The following is an 18991-nucleotide window of genomic DNA, read 5'->3' on the forward strand; positions in this document are numbered from 1 at the left end:
GAAACATAACATAGCCCTTTTTGCTCAAAACAATAGACAGTAGTAATCAAAATACGATTATTACTGTCTATTTGTCTTGATGCTTAAAGTTCAAAGTGGTTTTATTCGAATAGTTGTAATTCAAAAGGCGATTCATTAATTGAAGATGATGCATTAATGATAACTTTTTAATTATACCCAATCCAGGGAACTTTTCCTGACCATCGTAGGCCAATAAAGATTCTAAGGCTGGCGTGGAATTCAAACCTCTGATATTTTCATTACACCAAGTCACCATTTTATCCAGAGCCTCAAAAAACTTTTCTTTTTGACCACTCATGTGTTCATTACTGTCTGATACAAAATGATGAATTCGTAAAGTTCCATCTTGAGTCACATAAATTAAATGTAACGCAATTGCCCGTGATGGCATTCCTTTATCAAAATAAACATGCCCCACCATGGAATAATCACCAAAGCCATCATAGTTATCCACCTGTTGATACCAATTAGCTGGTTCAAAAAATTCATCGTCCAACCTTGCATAATCTTCTACATGACGAACAAAAGTTAATGGATCACTCAACAAAACTGCCTTATCTGAAACAATTTGCTGCATCCGTGCCACATCAGGTATCAATATTTTATCCACATTTTTTAAAACATCTGTACCTTGATATGCCTTTAACAGTTCATAATTTTTAACTATCAATAAAGATTCCTGATTATTCTCTGTTTTGATAAAGTCACTACTAAAATCTGCTGCCAGAATTGCAGTTGGATGGAAAAATTCTAAGTTATCCACTTTTGGCAGTGGATAAAGTTTTGTATCATTCAATCCATAAACACTGACCTGTGGATTAGCCACCAAACTAAATGGTTGTTTGGCCTTGATCAAAGTTGCGACCACCTGCTGCAGCTCCTTCGAATCTCGGACTGGCTCAATGATAGGGATAACTTTTGAACCCAATTGTTGATGTTCCACTAATTCTTGCAACGCTAACAGATCATACATTCGACCTCGAAAATAAGGGTAATAGATCATATTTTATCCCCCAGATCTGGCTGATTTAATTTCTGTAATTGTAATTTCAATTCTTGATATTCTGCATTCCGAGCATCTAATTCTTCTTGCAAGGCTTGGATGGAGTCGGCTTTTAAATCATCAATAAAACGATCATACAAATTATGGTCTGGGCTATACACGTCATAACCAGCCTTGGTCCGTTTTTTCAATTCCTTAAACAATTTATCGTCTGAATATAGTTGCAGACCTTTTTCAACCTTTTTAGCTTTATCCACTTCTCGAAATAACGAAGCTACAAAATGACTCGTTAATTGTTTTTCATCGACTTGTAATTCCTGATATTGAGCCTTTTTGGCAACCGTCAAGAATCCTGGAGCCAGCAAAGTCTGTGGTGCCGCTTCCATCGCCTTTTTATCGAAGGCCCGATAAATCAATACCCCAATGTGAGTAGGAATCTCAGACGCAACTTCTTCATAAAGTTTTTGTGGCAAAACGAAATAATTATAATTACCAATAAATGAAAGTTGGGCTTTTGAATGAAAATCTGACTTAGTAACTTTTAGTTCATAACAACGCCATTCAATCGATGCATCCGACATTTGTTGATAACTCAAGGTGTCAACGATACCTTTTTTATCTGGCATTGAAACCTCTTCAACCACGTAGGAACCCTGCTCCAAACAGTATTGATAGAGGGTACTTTCCAAATTTTTTGTTAATTTAGTCTTCATGTTGGTGATCCTTCCAAAAGTTATTCACAGCCCCTGTTAATTGTTCCATAGAATTGATGCGTCGGTAATGTTGCCAGTGTTGTGGAAAAAGTTTGGTATAGCGACTACTGGAAAAGCGTTGATCCAACAAGAGAATTATTCCTGCATCATGACTACTACGAATTAATCGTCCAGCTGCCTGCAGGACATTATTCATCCCTGGCATTTGATAAGCGTATTCAAAACCATGACCATTTTCCTTGTCATAATAATCCCGAATCAAATTATTTTCAGCACTTAAACCAGGCAAACCGACACTGACGATAGCAACGCCAATTAATCTATCACCACGTAAATCGATTCCTTCTGAAAATATTCCTCCCAGAACACAAAAAGCTACTAAGGTCTCTGCTGGATTTTCCTGAAATTGCTCCAAAAAATCTTTTCGAGCAGCGTTATCCATTGCCCCCGTTTGTGCAATCGTCTTAACATCAGGATTATCCCTCTCAAAGGCAACCTTTACTTGTTGCAAATAGCTATATGATGGGAAGAAAAATAGATAATTACCGGTTTTTGCTTTGATCATAGTTACCAAACTCGTGACAATATTCTCTTCATTATAAGGACGCTGTTTATATGTGGTCTGTACGTACTGAGTGATTAGAATATCCTGATTATTGGCTGGAAACGGTGATGGCAATTGATAAGCTAAACTGTTGTCGATGCCGCCTAAAACACTTTGATAGTATTCCATTGGTGAAAGGGTCGCTGAAAACAAAACTGCCCCCAAACCGAGATCTAATGACTGATCAATAAAATGACTGGGATCCAGACAAAGCTGTTTAACTATTACATGCTTATCTTCCAAAACAATTCTGGTCTTATAACTGTCATCGTAAAGGGCACCTATTTTAACAAAGGTTAAACAACTAAAGAAAAAATCTTTGGCTTTATCTAAAAAATCTGATGGTTTTTGCTCTTGCATCCACTCACCCATAAAATCATCAAATTTACCTAAGACATTAAGCAATTTATCAGGAGCATCGTCCGTAATTTTTTCTTCACGATCTTCTTCCTGAATAACCTTTTTCATTTGGTTAAAAACTCGTCGAATCTTTTTTAATTGTTTTTGAAATTCTTCACTAGATTTATTCTTAATAGCCTTCGCTGACTTCAAGAGTGAGTTAATAGCCTTATCATTAACTTCAGCTGAATACATATCACGTGAACGACTAACTAAGTTGTGTACTTCATCGATCAAAAAGAAATTATCAGTATCCTTTTCAATAAAGAATCGTTGTAAATAAACTAACGGATCGAAGAGATAGTTATAATCACAAATAATTACATCACAAAAAAGTGAAGCATCTAACGAAAACTCGAACGGATCAACCATATGTTTTTGAGCATATTTTTCAATTACTGCTCGGGTTATTGCATCCTCATTCGTCAAAAGATCTGACAAGGCTGGCTTTAAACGATCATAATAGCCAATCATATAGGGATTTTCTTCTGGAAGTACATCCTGTTCCTCTGGAAAACGAATTTTATCTTTGGCAGTTAAGGTAATACTCTTTAACTTCAAACCTTTATCAGCCATTAATTCCAATGTTTCTTCTGCCACATGTCGCGTACTCTGTTTAGCCGTCAAATAAAACAGTCGTTGGACCTTTTCCTCGCCCATCGCTTTGATAGCAGGAAATAAGGTCGAAATAGTTTTACCAGTTCCTGTCGGTGCCTCAACGAATAGGCGTTTTTGAAGATAAATGGTTTTGTATACGGCTGCCGCTAATTCATGCTGTCCAGTTCGAAAAGCCGGAAAAGGAAATGCTAATTTTTGAATCGACTCATTACGTGTTTTACGTAATTTAGCTCGTAAAACTAACCAATACTCATACTCATCAATCAAATCTTGAAAAAATTTATCTAATTCATCACGTTGAAATACTTTTTCATCAGTGGTGATTTCCTCAGTACTGACTCGAAAATAGGTCAGTTGTAGCGTCACGTGTTCAAATTCTGGATGTTCTTTTAAGATAAGATTTCCGTAAACCTTAACTTGTCCCCAATATAATTCCAGAGTATTATCACTTAATTCATCATACGGCTGATCCGAGGTTTTAATTTCTTCAATCACCGCTTGAGCATCAGTCAAAGTAATCCCATCAGCCCGACCGGAAATTAAATATTCAGTATCATTCATATTAACAATCGATTTTAGATAAACTTCACTTTCATAATTAGAATCCTTTGAACGTTGTTTCTGTAGTCGACGATGAATTCGAGCACCATTTTGTGCTGTGTTTTGACTATTTTTGATTTCATTCAAATCACCACTCCGCAGCACAAACTCTACTAACTGGCGAATTCCTATCTTAGTCGGCATAAACGTTCCTCCTCAAATTACTAAATAACATTGTAAAACATGTGTTCGAGTTTGTCTTTGTAAATTTTAAATACTTTTTAAATGAAATATTATATGACCATTAATAGAAAAAATTATATAATTAAGGTTACAGAAGAAATCATGAGAGGACCTATTTCATGCAAATCAGCACTGAAGATATTCTAATCGATTCATTAAATATTGTTTTACAGCGAAAACCCGTCGACAAAGTAACTGTTAAGGATATTGTGACGGAATGTAATTTAACTAGACAAACTTTTTACAATCATTTCTCTGATATTTACGAATTGGTTGAATATTCAGCCTGTCAAAATGCTAAGAAGGCCTTGGAGAATGCAGCCGATTACGATAATTGGCAACAAGGTTTTTCCGATATTATGACATTAATGGGTGCTAACAAAGCCATTGTAAGAAATGTTTACAAATCTGCTTATCGTGACTTAATGGAAAAATATATTTACCAAGTTATTTACAGTTACATCATTGCCGTCGTCGAAAAGCAAGCTACTGGAATGGTCGTTGATCAAAAACACAAAGACTTTATCGCTCACTTTTACAGTTTAGCCTTTATCGCCTTGATCTTAGAATGGATCAAAGATGGTATGAAAGATGATCCCAATGAAATTGTTGAACAGACTGGGGTCTTAGTACACGGCGATTTCAAAAAAGCTCTTAAAAAGTACGCTAAATAGCTTTACATATTTCGGGAAATGTAAATAATTTTTACATTTCTATTTTTTTGTAAATTGTTCCTTCGTATTTTCTGGCTTATCTTAAATGCAAGGACGAAAGCCTTTTACATTCGTGAAAGAAGGAAATTACAATGAACATTTATAAAACTATGTATCATCCTTTAAAACCAGCCGGGATCGATGCTCGTAAAGCCAATATTGTTGGTGGTGGTATCGCTGGTTTAGCAACTGCCACATTTTTAATTGACGACGCTAAAATGCCTGCTAAAAATATTACTATTTATGAAAAGAAACCCGTTATGGGTGGTTCAATGGACGGAACTAAAGGTAATGAGGGTTACCTTTGCCGTGCTGAACGTGAACTGGAACCTTACATGGAATGTCTTTGGTATCTCTGTAGTAAAATTCCCTCACTAGAAAATGAAGGTCGGACTGTCTTGGACGATGTTGTCGACTTTAACCGTGACGATCCTATTCACAGTGAAGCCCGTGTCATTGTTAACCAAGGTGAAATTGATGGTCACTACCACGATTACAAGATGCCTCAACGTTATGTTGCCGCTATGGCTAAGATTGTTTCTTCAACTGAAGAAGAATTAGCTGACAAACGAATCGATGAATTTTTCGATGAAGGTTTCTTCAAAACTAATTTCTGGGTTTGTTTCCACAGTCAATTAGCTTTCAAACACTATCACAGTGCAATTGAATGTCGCCGGTACTGGCAAAGATTTACCTTCATCAATCGTCATGAATATCTTGAAGGTTTTATTCACACTAAATACAACGAATATGATGCTATTATTCTTCCTATCGAAAGATGGTTGATCGACCAAGGCGTTAACTTCGTCAACAACTTCTCTGTTTATGACTTAACTTTGGATGACAAGAACGATACTGTCCAAGCTATTTTGGCTCATCAAGATGGCAAAGACGTCGCTGTTCCCGTTAGCAACAAAGATGTTGTCTTCGTAACTAGTGGTTCAATCAGTGAAAATAGTTGCTTTGGTGACAACAAGACTGTTGCTAAGACAAATACCGATACTACTGATATGGGAACTTTCACAATCTGGCAAAATCTTGCTAAAAAAGATGATAAATTTGGTCACCCTGAGAAATTCTTGGGACAAATCGATCAAACTAAATGGATTTCATTCTTCCCAACTGTTAAGGATTATCCTGAATTCTTCAAACGTATTGAAGACCTATCAGGTAGTAAAGCCGGTACTGGTGGTTTGATGACTTTCAGAGATTCAAATTGGGATATGTCATTTGAAATTCACCACAAACCATTCTTCCCATATCAAGCTAATGATGAAGAAGTTGGCTGGGGCTACGGTCTTTATGGAGAAAACATCGGTAACTACATCAAGAAACGTATGTGGGATTGTACCGGTGATGAAATTATGACTGAATTGCTTTACCATCTAGGTATGCTCGATATTAAGGATGAAGTTTTGAAACATACTTACATGTCAACTGCTATGATGCCATACGCAACTAGTCAATTCATGCCTCGTAAATTAGGCGACCGTCCAAAGGTTGTGCCTGATGGTTGTACAAATTTGGCCTTCTTAGGGCAATTTGTTGAAGTCGATGATGATGTAGTCTTCACCGTTGAAACTTCCGTACGTACTGGTTTAGAGAGTGTCTATGAACTTCTAAACGTTGATAAGGATGTGCTTGAAGTTAATCCATCAAGATACGACATCCGTTACTTATTGGAACGTGTTAAGAGATTCAATGGTATCAAGGGTCAAATCACACCAGATATGTTGCCTCAATTAACACCAGAAGCCATTCCGGAAGTTACTCAAGAGTTATTACATTATGTCAATAATATTCCACCATATTACACAATGTACTTGGGGCGTGATAAAACAATTCCTTATAAAGCAGCTGTTTTACACCCTCAAGCTCCACACAGTAAATAAAGATTCTGAGCTATAAAAATTGCAGCATAAATGCGAAATAAAAAATAACCTGTCAATTCAAATACGAATTGATGGGTTATTTCTGTTGGTGCGCAAAAACTGAACGTGTTTTGTTCCAGTCTATTTAATTTTTCCTACTAAGATAGTTGATCCAACAGTAATTTCATCAACCTGTTTCCAATCGATCAAACTATTGTCAACGTTGAATAGCAATGGCGTCATCTTGATAAAAGCTGCCCTAACCTCCGCTGAAACTGAATAAGTTTTGGTAGCATCGATTTGATCAACAACTGTGTAATACTCTTCAAAGTGATCCAGGACTTTCTTGTTAGAATATTTTTCTTGTTTGAGTTGGTCCTTAGCCTGTTCCCGCAACTCCTGAACATGATATTCATTGGGGATCACCTTGAGAACATATCCATCTGAGGACAAAATTCGATTAAATTCATTATAGTTTGCTGGTGAAAAAATATCGATAATACCATTGATCGAATCGTTTTGAATTGGTAAATGTGCTAAATCACCAATAAACCATTCAACTGGACTATTAGGACCTTTCGCAGCTAACTGAATTGAATCCTTGGAAATATCAAACGCCAGAACATTTCTTTCTGCCAATTCAATGATTTTTTTTGAATAATAGCCTTCCCCACATCCAACGTCCAAAATATTACGTAATTTTAAGTGTTTGATCAAATCAATCATTTTGTCAGCAATATGATCATACATCCCTTGCTCTAAAATCAAATGTCGATTTTCAAACGATTCCCGATCATAATTCTTCTGCTGTTTATTATTCAATACAAAATCAACGAATCCCTTTTTAGAAATATCAAAGGTATGATTTTGGGCACAAGTTAAGCTATTACCATTCAAAAATAACTTTTCTCCGCAAAGTGGACATTGAAAAAATTCATTACTATTACTAAACTTTTGGATTTTACTATTCATTAAAGCACCTTATTCTTCTGCTTGTGATATTAATTGGGGCATTGTATTATGTAGAAAATCATTGGCAAATTCGTCGTTATATATCCAAGCATTAATTTGATTCTTAGCCAAAATCAGTGGCATGCGATCATGAATCTGAATCATTGATTCGTTCGGCTCCGTTGTAAACAAAATACTCTGGGGCATATCATTAAAATAATTATAACAACCAGCAATAAATAATGTCTCTGGATCATTACTAAAGTTGAATTTATATTTTTGTTTGGCCTTATTCCATTCAAAGAAACCAGTCGTGGGATAAACACAGCGGCGATTCAAAAATGAATCAACAAACATTTTTTTCTGAGGTACAGTTTCCGAACGAGCATTGATAATCGATTGACCTTCTTTAAATCCAGGAAAGCCCCATTTCATTGTCACAACTTTGACCTGTCGTTCACCCGCAATAATCAAAGCTGTTTCATCAGTTGGAAAGACTTCGCCAGTCTTAGGATGATAACCGGCAGCCGTTGCCAAATCATAGATTCTCTTTATTTCAGCATTTTGATCAGGTTGGAACATATAACGACCACACATAACGCTACCTCCAAATAAAAAAGCTAGAACATTCTGTTCTAGTTTAACAAACATTTAGATTTCTTTGGGCCAATTATTACCAAAGTCACGTTGTGGTAAACACAACAAAACTAATAGCGCAATTTCGCCAACGAGCGGAACCAAGCTAATTAAAATCCACCAGCCATGCATATTTCGATCATGCAGCCGTCTGATTTCCGCCGTAAATACTGAAATCCAGTAATAAGCTAAGGTCATCGCCATAGCCACTCCAATAATGGTGCTCCAATAGAAATCGTCAACTGGCATTTTGCTAATTGCCAAAGCTAATAATCCAGCAATCACATATGCCACAATAGTCATTCCTAAGTAGCCCCACCAAAAATCCTTCCGACTCATTCTTTTAGCACCAACGAATAAGTCCTGAAAGTATAACTTGGTTGAAGAAATTATTCCTGGTCGAAAACTTTCATTCCATACTGATTGTTTCATTTGCATTTTGAATTCTCCTAAATATGAATACCTACGACAAAGCCTAAGATACCAAAGACATAGGTTAACACAAAGTATAGGAAACAACGTCCTAAACGATGTTGAAACCACAATTGACTTAACTCCATGTTAAATGTTCCATAGGTCGTAAAACCACCGCAAAATCCGGTTCCTAGCAATAATAATATCGCACCGTTATGAATTTGTGCAGTAAAAATGCCTAAAAGTAAGGCACCGAAAATATTTATAAATAGCGTAACGACTGGAAAGTCTAGTTTTATCTTTGATTGTTGCAGAGTTAATTCATTTCTCAAAAAGGCACCAACAGTAGCTCCAAAACCAACTAATAGGAAATTACTCATAGTCGTCTACCTCGTCTTCTCCTAGCATAATCATTAAATGCCCGAGTGGCCGCCCAATAATTTCCCAGAATGGCCAAACCAAAACCGCCAACGATAGTAATTGTTAGATAAACAAACAGAAACCACCATTGCCCAGTCAGATATAGATGATATGTATCAGCCGTAAAGGTTGAAAAGGTCGTATAAGATCCTAATACACCAGTACTTAATGTTAAAACTACTCTTGATGACAAATTATATCGATCTTGTAAATAGTGAATTAAAAATGGCAGAATAAGTGCCCCACTCAAATTAGCAATTAAAGTCCCTAAGGGAAATCCATTGTTGGTCTTGAAAATAAGACTCTCTAAATAACGTAGATCACTACCAATAAATGCTCCAATGAACAGAAATAGGAACACCTCTCCTCTCTTCCTCATCTCCCCAATTCCTTTCTAAAATGAAAAAAACTTGTCATCGACAAGTTTTCAGATATTATTTATTTTTACTTTCAACATCATGGCCACCAAATTCATTTCGTAAAGCCGCCACGACTTTACCAGTGAAGGTGTCATCCTCAAGTGAACGGTAGCGCATCATAAGTGATGCTCCGATAACAGGTGTTGGAACTTGTAACTTCAAGGCTTCTTCTAAAGTCCATTTACCCTCACCAGATGAATGCATTACACCCTTAATTTCTTCTAAATCAGGATCTTTAGAAAAGGCCGATTGTGTTAGTTCCATCAACCAACTACGAATAACTGAGCCGTGTTCCCAAACCTTGGCAACTGCTTCATTATCATAATCAAATTGTCCATGTTCCAAAACATCAAAACCTTCAGCAATAGCTTGCATCATACCGTATTCGATACCGTTATGAACCATCTTCAAGTAGTGACCACTACCTGCTCTTCCAGTATACAAGTAACCATCAGTTTGAGCAATTCCTTTGAAAATAGGTTCGATATATTCAAAAGTTTTTGCATCGTCACCACCAATCATGAAATTACCATCACGATTAGCTCCACTCATACCACCTGATGTACCAACATCGAAGTACTTAATATTTTTATCAGCTAGGATCTCATTATGTCGCAATGAATCTTTGTAAAATGAATTACCACCGTCAATGACGATGTCGTTTGGATCGAGGATTGAACTTAAATTGTTGATTGTTTCATTTGTAGGATTACCCGCTGGTAACATTACCCAGACAATACGTGGAGCAGTCAATGCTTTTACAGCATCTTGTAAATTATCTGTAACTTGTGCACCTAGTGTTGAAGCATCATTTCTAGCCCCATCACTTAAATCAAAAGCAACTACCTCATTACCATTACGAATCAAATTTTCGGTTAAGTTAATACCCATCTTACCGAGCCCAATCATTGCTAATTTCAAAATTAATCCTCCTAAGTTGTTATCACAAGTTCTAATTATACATAAAAAAGCCGTACCAAAAATAACATTTTGGTACGACCCGATTGCTTAAAAGGTTGATATCATCAGCATAATTGGCTGGTTAGCCTCTAAATCTATTCCACCAGTGACCCTTTTTGTCGTCATTAACTTTTTCATTAACACGTTCTTTAATATTTTCATCTTGATGCTCGTCGGTATTTTCAACCTTTTCTTCAGCTTGTTGCTTTAAAGTATCTAATTCAACTTGTAATTGTTCTTTTGCTTTTTGAGTATCAGTTAACTCTTGTTGCAACTCGCTGATTGTAAGTTCTCGTTTCTTATTTTCAGATTCCAACTTATCAATGGTTGTATGTAATTCTGAAATTTCATCATTATCTTTTGCTTCTGTAGTTTCTTTAACCTCAGCAGTTGGATAAATTTGCATGGCTGAAGTTTCCAAAGTCATTTTAGGACCATGACTCAATTTAACCATTTCTTTAAAATCTTCAATATTTTTTGAAGTATAGAGACGATTATTTTGACTATTGCGTTCAAAATATTGGCCATTCTTAGTTGTGCGTTCAACTATCAAAGAGTATTTACGTAGCGTTGCAACGCTGATACCTAAGTCTTTGGCAGCTTGTGCTGGAGTTAATAGATTATTAGTTTTTACTTTACTCAAAAGGATTCCCCCATGGTTGTTTCATTCTCTTCATTATAAAAATAATAATTGTGAAGTTCAACCACAAAATCGTTACAGCGCAAATTTAAATTGTCCTTGCTATATTTTGATAGCCAAATTGGATATACTAAAGATGAAAAAAGAAATTATTTACTCCTAGCCGACTCAGTCGGTTTTTCTTTGGTGTATAATTCGTCTTACAAGAATAGAAGGGGAAATCATATATTGTCAAGTTCTACAATTACAACAAACTTTATTATCATACTGATAACATTTATCTTTGCCTTCTTCTTTGTTGCTGCTGAATTTGCTTTGGTACAAACCAGAGCCAGTCAACTAGAAGATGCAATCCAAAAGGGCGAGGGTAATACCAAAAAATTAAAACGTGCTTTGATGATGGTCAACAACCTCAACGAATACTTATCAACTACTCAAGTTGGTACTAGTATCGCTGGTATCATTTTAGGTTGGATCGGTGAAAGTACAATTGAATACCTATTAGTAGAGGTCATGGGATTCGCTCATATCGCCGCTAGTGGTAGTCTTCACGCTGTTAGTTCAATTATTGGTGTTCTTTTACTAACTTACCTAGAAGTTGTCCTAACTGAAATTGTTCCTAAGAATATTGCGATTGACTTACCAATGAATACATTGATGTTGGTCGTTACTCCATTGAGATTTTTCCATTTGGCCGTTTATCCATTCGTTTGGTTATTAAACGTTTCTGCCTCCGGAATTGTTCGTCTAATGGGTATGAAACCAGCTGATTCAGAAAACGAAACTTTCTCGCAGTCTGAAATTCTCAGACTTTCTAAGTCATCAATCAAAGGTGGTGATATGGAGCCAGACGATGTTATTTTTATGCAACGTGCCTTTGAACTGAACGATAAGGTCGCTAAAGATATCATGGTCGATCGTACTAGTCTTTACGTCGTTGATATCACCGATAAAGTCAAGGATGTTATCAAGGATTACCTACAACAAGGTTTCTCAAGATTCCCTGTCGTAGCCGATAACGATAAGGATAAGGTTTTAGGTTATGTTTATGCTTATGATATCGTTCGTCAGAACCAAGTTGATGGTGACATCGGGATCAGCCGTGTTCTAAGATCAGTTAATACTGTTCCTGAAACAATGCCTATCCAAGATATTCTATCGAAGATGATCAAGAAACAAACACCTATTGTTATCGTTGTTGATGAATATGGTGGTACTAGTGGTATCGTTACCGATAAGGATATTTACGAAGAATTATTTGGAACTGTTAAAGATGAGATCGATGACGTTTCCGATGAATATATCGTTAAAAATGACGACGGTAGTTATAACGTTTCTGGTAAAACTACTCTTTATGATTTTGAACGTTACTTCAGAACTGATGTTAAGGAATTCCAAAAGTCAGATATCATCACTATTGGTGGTTATCTAATTGAGAAACATCCTGATATGCAAAAGGGTTCTAAAATTGACTTTAGTAATTTCCACTTTGAAGTTGCTGAATTTGAACATGGTTTCGTTAACTGGTTCAAAGTTACAGTTGATACAGCTGCCGTTACAAAACAAGATAATTTAGCTTCATTAACTGATGTTGATGATTTAAAGGATTAATTTAAAGGGTCGAGATATCTATAATATTATCTCGGCTCTTTTATTGTCTAATCATCTCTATCCTTACCTTTAAAGCCATTTTTATCGATTCGGCATAAGTTATCATTACTAAACCAATTAACCATTACAAGCATTTTTATACAGCAAAAGAGACTGAATAATTATCCAGTCTCTTTTAGTTTGTTCTAAATTCCATCTTCATCAGGTTCAGGTTCTGCACTTTTATGTTCAAAAACCTTGGTCTGATTTTGACTAATGGAAACTAACTTGTCAGCTAATTCCTTAGAAGTACCATCAAAAGCTGATAGTTGTAATCCAACTTCCATGATAGACCCAACGTTACAACCACAAGTAACGCTAATATCTTTATCCGCTGACATACTCAATTTCACAGCTTCTTTAAATGGTGTTCCACCAAGTAGATCACAAATGAAAACTACTTGGTCATCATTCTTAATTTCTTCAGTAAATTTCTTACTAAGACTATTTTCATCCATATCACCTGTAAAATCGATGAAACTAACACCGGCTAAACCGCCAGCCAATAATTTCACAGTTGATTCGATTCCGGTAGCGTAATTTCCATGTCCTGTAACGATTAATTTCATTATTATAATACCCCCAACCATGAGAATAGAATGGCGAAGATAAAGGTTGCCAAGATAAGGATAACAGGTGAAACATTCTTTTTCTTAAGTAACCAGTAAAGTAAGAATGTGTAACCCAATGGCAAAATGTTAGGGAAAATACGATCAAAGAATTGTGTTTGAAGAGCAATAGTGTGGCCTGCTGAAACAGGAATTTTAGTCTTAACAGTAATTTGAACATAAGTTGCAATCAAACCACCGATAACAGTACATCCTAAAACACTAGCAGCATGTGAAACGATTGCGGAATTTTCTCTAATTTTAGAAATTGCTTTAGTACCAGTTGTATATCCTAGTTGAGCAATTGGAATACGAGCGAAGAACATTGCTACATAAACAAGGAAGAAGATCAGTGGTCCTAAAACACTTCCCTGTTTGGCGAATGATGCTGTAATTCCGGCAACAATAGGTAAAATTGTAAACCAAGTGATTGCATCACCAATACCGGCTAATGGTCCGAACAAAGCAATTCTCAATCCATCAATAGTTGAACGTTTCTCACCATTTTCTTCTAGTGAAGCTTCCAATCCCATCAATAATGGGGCTGTATAGTTATTAGTATTAATAAATTGTAAGTTAGCTTTTAATGAATCGGCTAAACCTTTTTCATCATTTTTATAGATTTTCTTTAAAGCTGGCATCATTGCTAATGTCCAACCATCAGCCTGCATTCTTTCATAGTTCATTGCAGATTGATTAAATAATGATCTAACACCAAGCATTTTGACATCATGCTTAGTTAATTTACCTCTTTTTGGAGTTGTTTCAGTGTTTTTAGATTCCATCTTCATCATCTCCGTCGTTGTTGACATTTTCCATAACTGCCTTCATTTTCTTTTCGTTCTCAACATCTTTTTTACTTCTGTTGTATTCGATCAAGGCAAGAGCCACACCAATAATAGCGACAGGCATCAAGTTACCAAATTTAATGAAACAAGCAGCGGTAAATCCGATAAGAAGATAAGGAACATATTTGGCTTTTAACATACTCTTGAGAAGTAGTCCAAAACCAACGGCAGGTAAGATACTACCAGCAATTTCAAAACCATGGCTTAACCAAACTGGCATTGAATTTACTAAATCTTTCATAGGAGCTTGGGCACCATAAACACATAGGAATGCGATGATACCGTATGATAATCCAACTATCCACGTTGGAAGTAGTGCTAATTGGGTAAATTTCTTTGTTTCACCTTTGGCAGCATATGTATCAAGTTTCTTTGTCAAAACTGAAAATGCTGAATAGTAGAATAAGATAATGTATTGCATCAAAATACTAAATGGTAATGCTAAACCAATAGCTGTGGCTGGTGACTTACCTGTTGTATAAGCAAGTACGACAGTCATAATACCAGCCATAATAGGGTTAGGCGGCTGTGTTCCACCAACAGGGGTTAGACCTGCGAAAGCTAATTCAGTTAGACCAGCGGCAACAATACCTAAAGTAAGGTTTCCGAGGATTAAACCTGTGATCGTACAAACAATCATTGGTCTAAAGATATAAAAGCCTTCCCACCAGAAATCAATACCGGCGATAATGGCAAAGATTCCAATTAAAATTCCTTGCATTAATGTGACTTGCATTCTAGATCACTTCTTCCAATGGTTGTTTTTTATCTTCGGGAACTTCTTGAACGTAGACATCGGCACCTTTTTCAGCACAAGCCTTTAAATCAGCGATATCTTTATCATCCATATATGTATATTTGGTAACTTGCTTTTTACCATCGGAAAAATGCATATTACCGATATCGATGTTCTTTAATGGAACACCGCCCTCAACTAATCTACGAGCATCCTCTGGTGTACGTACAACAACAAAGATCTTTTGACGAGCACTGGCACGATGAATATTATTAATGGTCTTTTCAATAGTCCAGAAACGAATTCCGACTCCAGAGCTTTCAGCGGTAGCTGACATTAGTTCTTGTTGAAGTGGATCGTTCGCAGTATCGTCGTTTGCTACTAGTAACAAATTAGCTCCTGTTGATGATGTCCAAACGACACCTACTTGCCCATGTACAAGTCTATTATCAATTCTTGTTAATACGATATTTGGTTCACCCATTATCAATTACCTCTCTCTACTTAACTATAAACATGATCAAATCTCCAACCACAGTTGATTGACTATAATAGACAATCTTGCCGTTAAAAATTCCGGTCTTTTGAATATTTACCAATGGATCTCCAACATTCAAGTTGAATACTTTACGATTATTACGAGCAACTAAACCAGCTTCTGTTTCGGAAATAAATTCTGGTCTTTGTTCATATTTCTTAGCTATGAACGGAATAAATTTATTATTGTTTTCCACTTCACTTTTGTGAATCATGGGAAACTCTGAGAATGGCAAAAATATTTTTTCTAAGAAAACTGGCTCATCATCGGCGTAATACATGAATTGAACTAAATATAGATAATCATCAGATGTTAAATCTAATTCCTTCCGGGCTCTTTTCTCAGAACCATCGATATTCAATTCAAATTTTTGTAATTCAACCTTAGGAATTGCTCCCATATCTTCAATCTTTTTCTCAACATCCAAAAAATGAACTTTATTAATGGCTTCATCTTTTGCCGCGACAAATGATCCCTGTCCTTGTTTTTTATATATATAATTTCTATTTTCTAGTTCAGCCAACGCCCGTCTGACAGTAATTCGAGAAACTTTATAAATTTCACCCAACTTTTGTTCCGACGGTAATTTGCTATCATCAGGTAGCTGTCCTGATTCAATCTTCTGAATTAGATCGTTTAGCATACTTTGATACAGTGGCATTATATTGTTCATCCGGATAGCCTCAACTTGTTATATTGTTATAACAGCCACACCCATATTAAAGCACCCCATCTATACGATGTCAACGCTTTCATTACTTAAAATTCATTATTTTATGGATATGGTTCTCTCTTACTTTCTTACTCTCTTAAGATCTACAGTATTAAAAATTATAAGTGGTATCTTTTAATTATTATTTTTAACATCTAGACCAATAAAAAACACACTACAAATCAAACTATGATTAGTGGTGTGTTTTTTATTGGCTTGCCTACTTTTTAATTGAATAACTGGCCCAAAAGGTAGGAATATTAAAATCATGTAACTTACCCTCACCATTGGTATCTTCATATAAATCAACAATTTGAAAACCTGCTGTGATCTGGCCCCGAAGTTGTTCATCCAAAGTATGTGAGAATTGAATCCCCTCTTCTTCAGGTGGAAACTCTTCGTTAACCGATGGATCCTTTAGTGGATTATAAGGTAATTTATGATAAAGCTTCGTTTCGGTCTTATCGAAAATATAATTAACCCCGTTATCCATTCCCACTAACAGGCGACCGCCCGGTTTCAATATCCGGTAACTTTCTTCCCAAACATGTTGTACATCTTCAATATAACAATTAGCTACAGGTTGAATAATCATATCAAAACTATTATCGGCGAATGGCAAAGGCTTGGTCATATCTCCTCGAATAATCTCGATTTGATAGCCTTCACGTTTAGCAACTTCAGATTCCGCATCCAACTGTTTCTGTGAATAATCAAAAACAGTACAAATACCACCTAAGGCAGCTAAAACCGGCATTTGTTGTCCACCGCCTGCGGCTAATCCCAAAATCTTTTGACCAACAATTGCTTCTGGAAACCAATTTTGAGGAATTTCACGCGTAGGTGTTAAAACCATTTTGAATTTGCCATTTTTAGCAGCTAAATATTCTTGATGACTGATAGGTTTGCCCCATTCCCAGCCATTGTTGACCCAACCGTCAATAATCTGAGAATTAAATTTTGTATAATCCATAAAATCACCTTTAATTATTTTTCTTTATTAGAAGTCCGTAGACCTTCAATACGATCAAAATCGACCAAATTCAATTTATTAATGAATATTAACGCAATTATCACTAATAACGATAAGAATGAGATACGTCGAGTTACTTTCTGAGTAGCTGTTTCAAAGTAATCCACAATTACTTTACCTTTTCCATTTACCGTTACTTGGGCTAAATTATTGTTTTTACTATCCATTTTTATTTTGGAAACTTTACCACTCGATTGTGTCGATTGAAAACCATAATAAGCAATAATTGGCAAATCAACTTTGGCATTCTTAGCATTTTTAAAATCAAAACTGAGACGAGTGCCATATTGTTTAAAGTTACTAATTTTTACTTTACCTTGTTCAATTTTGGGCTTATGTGAACTTCTTTGTAGCTCACTCAAATTAGTCCCTTTAGGCAAATACTCCTGTCCAGCACCAATACTAAAAGAATCTAATTGACTATATTGTGCATAGGGCATCAATTGCAACGAAGAATTAGCAACCAAACGATAACTTGCTGAAACTGCCAACAAAAAGACAAAAATAACTAAGCCAGATTTAGCGACTTTACTAGAAAAAATGTTCAGTGGATCTGAAGCTACAAAAATTGCTAACAAAATAGTTGCTACCATATCAAAGCGCCAAGGATATTGGATCATTCTTAATGGCGTTTTATTAATCAAGACCCAAGGAAAGATTTTGGTGCTACACAACAACATTACTGCACCAATTACTGAAAATTGTTTAATAGCATTATTTTTAATTTTTGTAAATGAAACTAAGATTACAATGGCGGCTAAAAACAACGTAATCCCGATATTTGGTTGTCCAACTGTATTATTTAAACTCCAATTAGTTAAATCGGCCATATCTGAAGCTCCGTTTGGCAGCATTCCTTCCGATTGGCCTAACATAAATTGCGTGTGATGCACCTGTTCAATCATTGGTAGAAAATATGCCAAACTCAATAATACTGAACAAATAACTGCCCATAGTAAAGATAATAAACGCTTGGGATTCTTTTTTAATTCTGGAATCTGACAACAGGCAATAATAATAATCAAAATAGCCACTAGAATCGGTGAAATAGCATGAGAATAAATTATCCCTGTCATACCGAAAACTAGTGTAAGCCAATGTTTTCGTTCTCCATAAAAAATTTCATAGATACCTAGAACAGCGATTGGTAGAAATACAAAGGCTCCAATTTCACCAATGTCATGTCGGAACATTAAATCGTGTAAACGATAAGTTGATAATGTATAAACAAAACTGAAGACCAGACTGTTCATATATTTTTTATTAACTTTATAGAAACATAAAAAGGAAATACCGAATGTTAGAAAGTTCATCAATAATGTAAAAATAATCATGGTATGTGCCGTAGAAAATCCTAATAAACGTAGGAATGCAGCCGGATATAACAAAAAATCAGAATAGAAAATATTCACGATATATCCGAATCCATCCATAAAGGACATATTTACTAGTGGAAAAAACTGATGCCGTTGTAGGGAATGATACAATCCTTCAATTCGCATCATGTGGAATCGATCATCACTGTTACCTAAAAAAGCCCACATTTTCCCTTGGTATATTTGACTTTGGTACATTACCAAAAGGCTGACCACCAAAAATAAAACGATTGTGAAGACAATAACTGCAATCTTTTTAAAATTTTTATTCTTCAAAAAAGTTAATTGCATAAAATAAATACCTTCCTTGTGATACACATAATGA

Annotated in this window: 20 protein-coding genes; 3 read left to right on the plus strand and 17 right to left on the minus strand. The window is 35.7% G+C overall.

What is annotated here, in order from left to right:
* Positions 1-67 precede the first annotated feature (67 nt).
* From IV57_RS04825 to IV57_RS04835, 3 genes are read right to left on the minus strand one after another with little or no spacing between them, the layout of a single operon-like run.
* Positions 68-1024 carry a sce7725 family protein gene (locus tag IV57_RS04825; RefSeq protein ID WP_157051901.1) on the minus strand — a complete coding sequence of 319 codons (957 nt, stop codon included), beginning with the start codon at positions 1022-1024 and terminating at the stop codon, positions 68-70.
* A complete protein-coding gene (locus tag IV57_RS04830; protein WP_057880373.1) occupies positions 1021-1737 on the minus strand; it encodes a hypothetical protein in 717 nt (238 codons plus the stop codon). The genes IV57_RS04825 and IV57_RS04830 overlap by 4 nt, the downstream gene beginning before the upstream one ends.
* A complete protein-coding gene (locus IV57_RS04835; protein WP_057880374.1) occupies positions 1727-4102 on the minus strand; it encodes an ATP-dependent DNA helicase in 2376 nt (791 codons plus the stop codon). The genes IV57_RS04830 and IV57_RS04835 overlap by 11 nt, the downstream gene beginning before the upstream one ends.
* A 158-nt stretch (positions 4103-4260) precedes the next feature.
* Between IV57_RS04835 and IV57_RS04840 the strand changes: the two genes are divergently transcribed.
* Complete coding sequence (locus IV57_RS04840; RefSeq protein ID WP_057880375.1) at positions 4261-4815, plus strand: TetR/AcrR family transcriptional regulator; 555 nt, start codon at positions 4261-4263, stop codon at positions 4813-4815.
* A 131-nt stretch (positions 4816-4946) separates the two neighbouring features.
* Complete coding sequence (locus tag IV57_RS04845; RefSeq protein ID WP_057880376.1) at positions 4947-6746, plus strand: oleate hydratase; 1800 nt, start codon at positions 4947-4949, stop codon at positions 6744-6746.
* Positions 6747-6866: 120 nt separating this feature from the next.
* Here IV57_RS04845 and IV57_RS04850 read toward each other — a convergent pair whose 3' ends face one another.
* From IV57_RS04850 to IV57_RS04880, 7 genes are all read right to left on the minus strand, one after another.
* The gene (locus tag IV57_RS04850) at positions 6867-7697 is read right to left on the minus strand and encodes a putative RNA methyltransferase (protein ID WP_057880377.1); all 831 of its coding nucleotides are present in this window, start codon (positions 7695-7697) and stop codon (positions 6867-6869) included.
* A 9-nt stretch (positions 7698-7706) separates the two neighbouring features.
* Positions 7707-8273: an SOS response-associated peptidase gene (locus tag IV57_RS04855; RefSeq protein WP_057880378.1), complete on the minus strand. Its 567-nt coding sequence runs from the start codon at positions 8271-8273 to the stop codon at positions 7707-7709.
* Positions 8274-8327: 54 nt separating this feature from the next.
* On the minus strand, positions 8328-8750 hold the full coding sequence (locus IV57_RS04860; RefSeq protein WP_057880379.1) for a DUF805 domain-containing protein: 423 nt from the start codon (positions 8748-8750) through the stop codon (positions 8328-8330).
* A gap of 11 nt (positions 8751-8761) precedes the next feature.
* The gene (locus tag IV57_RS04865) at positions 8762-9106 is read right to left on the minus strand and encodes a fluoride efflux transporter FluC (protein WP_057880380.1); all 345 of its coding nucleotides are present in this window, start codon (positions 9104-9106) and stop codon (positions 8762-8764) included.
* Positions 9103-9525 carry a fluoride efflux transporter FluC gene (locus tag IV57_RS04870; RefSeq protein ID WP_057880381.1) on the minus strand — a complete coding sequence of 141 codons (423 nt, stop codon included), beginning with the start codon at positions 9523-9525 and terminating at the stop codon, positions 9103-9105. The genes IV57_RS04865 and IV57_RS04870 overlap by 4 nt, the downstream gene beginning before the upstream one ends.
* 55 nt (positions 9526-9580) lie before the next feature.
* On the minus strand, positions 9581-10486 hold the full coding sequence (gene gnd, locus IV57_RS04875; protein WP_057880382.1) for a phosphogluconate dehydrogenase (NAD(+)-dependent, decarboxylating): 906 nt from the start codon (positions 10484-10486) through the stop codon (positions 9581-9583).
* Positions 10487-10607: 121 nt separating this feature from the next.
* Entirely contained in the window at positions 10608-11168 is a 561-nt protein-coding gene (locus tag IV57_RS04880) for a MerR family transcriptional regulator (protein ID WP_057880383.1), read from the minus strand.
* 225 nt (positions 11169-11393) lie between these two features.
* Between IV57_RS04880 and IV57_RS04885 the strand changes: the two genes are divergently transcribed.
* Positions 11394-12776 (plus strand): hemolysin family protein, encoded by a 1383-nt coding sequence (locus IV57_RS04885; RefSeq protein WP_057880384.1) that lies wholly within the window; start codon positions 11394-11396, stop codon positions 12774-12776.
* Positions 12777-12961: 185 nt separating this feature from the next.
* On the opposite strand, the gene IV57_RS04890 is transcribed toward IV57_RS04885, so the two are convergent.
* The 7 genes from IV57_RS04890 to IV57_RS04920 form a co-directional block, all read right to left on the minus strand.
* Positions 12962-13384, minus strand: coding sequence for a PTS sugar transporter subunit IIA domain-containing protein (locus IV57_RS04890; RefSeq protein ID WP_057880385.1), 423 nt, complete (start codon positions 13382-13384; stop codon positions 12962-12964).
* 2 nt (positions 13385-13386) lie between these two features.
* Positions 13387-14208 (minus strand): PTS galactosamine transporter subunit IID, encoded by an 822-nt coding sequence (gene agaD / locus IV57_RS04895; protein WP_057880386.1) that lies wholly within the window; start codon positions 14206-14208, stop codon positions 13387-13389.
* Positions 14198-15007, minus strand: a complete 810-nt coding sequence (agaC, locus tag IV57_RS04900) for a PTS galactosamine transporter subunit IIC (RefSeq protein ID WP_057880387.1) — start codon at positions 15005-15007, stop codon at positions 14198-14200. The genes agaD and agaC overlap by 11 nt, the downstream gene beginning before the upstream one ends.
* 1 nt (position 15008) lies before the next feature.
* On the minus strand, positions 15009-15491 hold the full coding sequence (gene agaB / locus IV57_RS04905; protein ID WP_057880388.1) for a PTS galactosamine transporter subunit IIB: 483 nt from the start codon (positions 15489-15491) through the stop codon (positions 15009-15011).
* A gap of 16 nt (positions 15492-15507) precedes the next feature.
* Entirely contained in the window at positions 15508-16218 is a 711-nt protein-coding gene (locus IV57_RS04910) for a GntR family transcriptional regulator (protein ID WP_057880389.1), read from the minus strand.
* A gap of 259 nt (positions 16219-16477) precedes the next feature.
* Positions 16478-17230: a class I SAM-dependent methyltransferase gene (locus IV57_RS04915; protein WP_057880390.1), complete on the minus strand. Its 753-nt coding sequence runs from the start codon at positions 17228-17230 to the stop codon at positions 16478-16480.
* Positions 17231-17244: 14 nt separating this feature from the next.
* On the minus strand, positions 17245-18957 hold the full coding sequence (locus IV57_RS04920; protein ID WP_057880391.1) for a hypothetical protein: 1713 nt from the start codon (positions 18955-18957) through the stop codon (positions 17245-17247).
* Positions 18958-18991 lie beyond the last annotated feature (34 nt).

The organism is Companilactobacillus kimchiensis (genome assembly GCF_001438805.1).
GTDB lineage: Bacteria > Bacillota > Bacilli > Lactobacillales > Lactobacillaceae > Companilactobacillus > Companilactobacillus kimchiensis.

Coding starts and splice junctions, on each gene's coding strand:
- IV57_RS04825 (WP_157051901.1), bottom strand. CDS start 1,024: ATGATCTATTACCCTTATTTTCGAGGTCGAATGTATGATCTGTTAGCG.
- agaB (WP_057880388.1), bottom strand. CDS start 15,491: ATGGGTGAACCAAATATCGTATTAACAAGAATTGATAATAGACTTGTA.
- IV57_RS04890 (WP_057880385.1), bottom strand. CDS start 13,384: ATGAAATTAATCGTTACAGGACATGGAAATTACGCTACCGGAATCGAA.
- IV57_RS04870 (WP_057880381.1), bottom strand. CDS start 9,525: ATGAGGAAGAGAGGAGAGGTGTTCCTATTTCTGTTCATTGGAGCATTT.
- agaD (WP_057880386.1), bottom strand. CDS start 14,208: ATGGAATCTAAAAACACTGAAACAACTCCAAAAAGAGGTAAATTAACT.
- IV57_RS04835 (WP_057880374.1), bottom strand. CDS start 4,102: ATGCCGACTAAGATAGGAATTCGCCAGTTAGTAGAGTTTGTGCTGCGG.
- IV57_RS04830 (WP_057880373.1), bottom strand. CDS start 1,737: ATGAAGACTAAATTAACAAAAAATTTGGAAAGTACCCTCTATCAATAC.
- IV57_RS04865 (WP_057880380.1), bottom strand. CDS start 9,106: ATGAGTAATTTCCTATTAGTTGGTTTTGGAGCTACTGTTGGTGCCTTT.
- IV57_RS04910 (WP_057880389.1), bottom strand. CDS start 16,218: ATGAACAATATAATGCCACTGTATCAAAGTATGCTAAACGATCTAATT.
- IV57_RS04860 (WP_057880379.1), bottom strand. CDS start 8,750: ATGCAAATGAAACAATCAGTATGGAATGAAAGTTTTCGACCAGGAATA.
- IV57_RS04845 (WP_057880376.1), top strand. CDS start 4,947: ATGAACATTTATAAAACTATGTATCATCCTTTAAAACCAGCCGGGATC.
- IV57_RS04850 (WP_057880377.1), bottom strand. CDS start 7,697: ATGAATAGTAAAATCCAAAAGTTTAGTAATAGTAATGAATTTTTTCAA.
- IV57_RS04920 (WP_057880391.1), bottom strand. CDS start 18,957: ATGCAATTAACTTTTTTGAAGAATAAAAATTTTAAAAAGATTGCAGTT.
- IV57_RS04840 (WP_057880375.1), top strand. CDS start 4,261: ATGCAAATCAGCACTGAAGATATTCTAATCGATTCATTAAATATTGTT.
- IV57_RS04855 (WP_057880378.1), bottom strand. CDS start 8,273: ATGTGTGGTCGTTATATGTTCCAACCTGATCAAAATGCTGAAATAAAG.
- IV57_RS04915 (WP_057880390.1), bottom strand. CDS start 17,230: ATGGATTATACAAAATTTAATTCTCAGATTATTGACGGTTGGGTCAAC.
- agaC (WP_057880387.1), bottom strand. CDS start 15,007: ATGCAAGTCACATTAATGCAAGGAATTTTAATTGGAATCTTTGCCATT.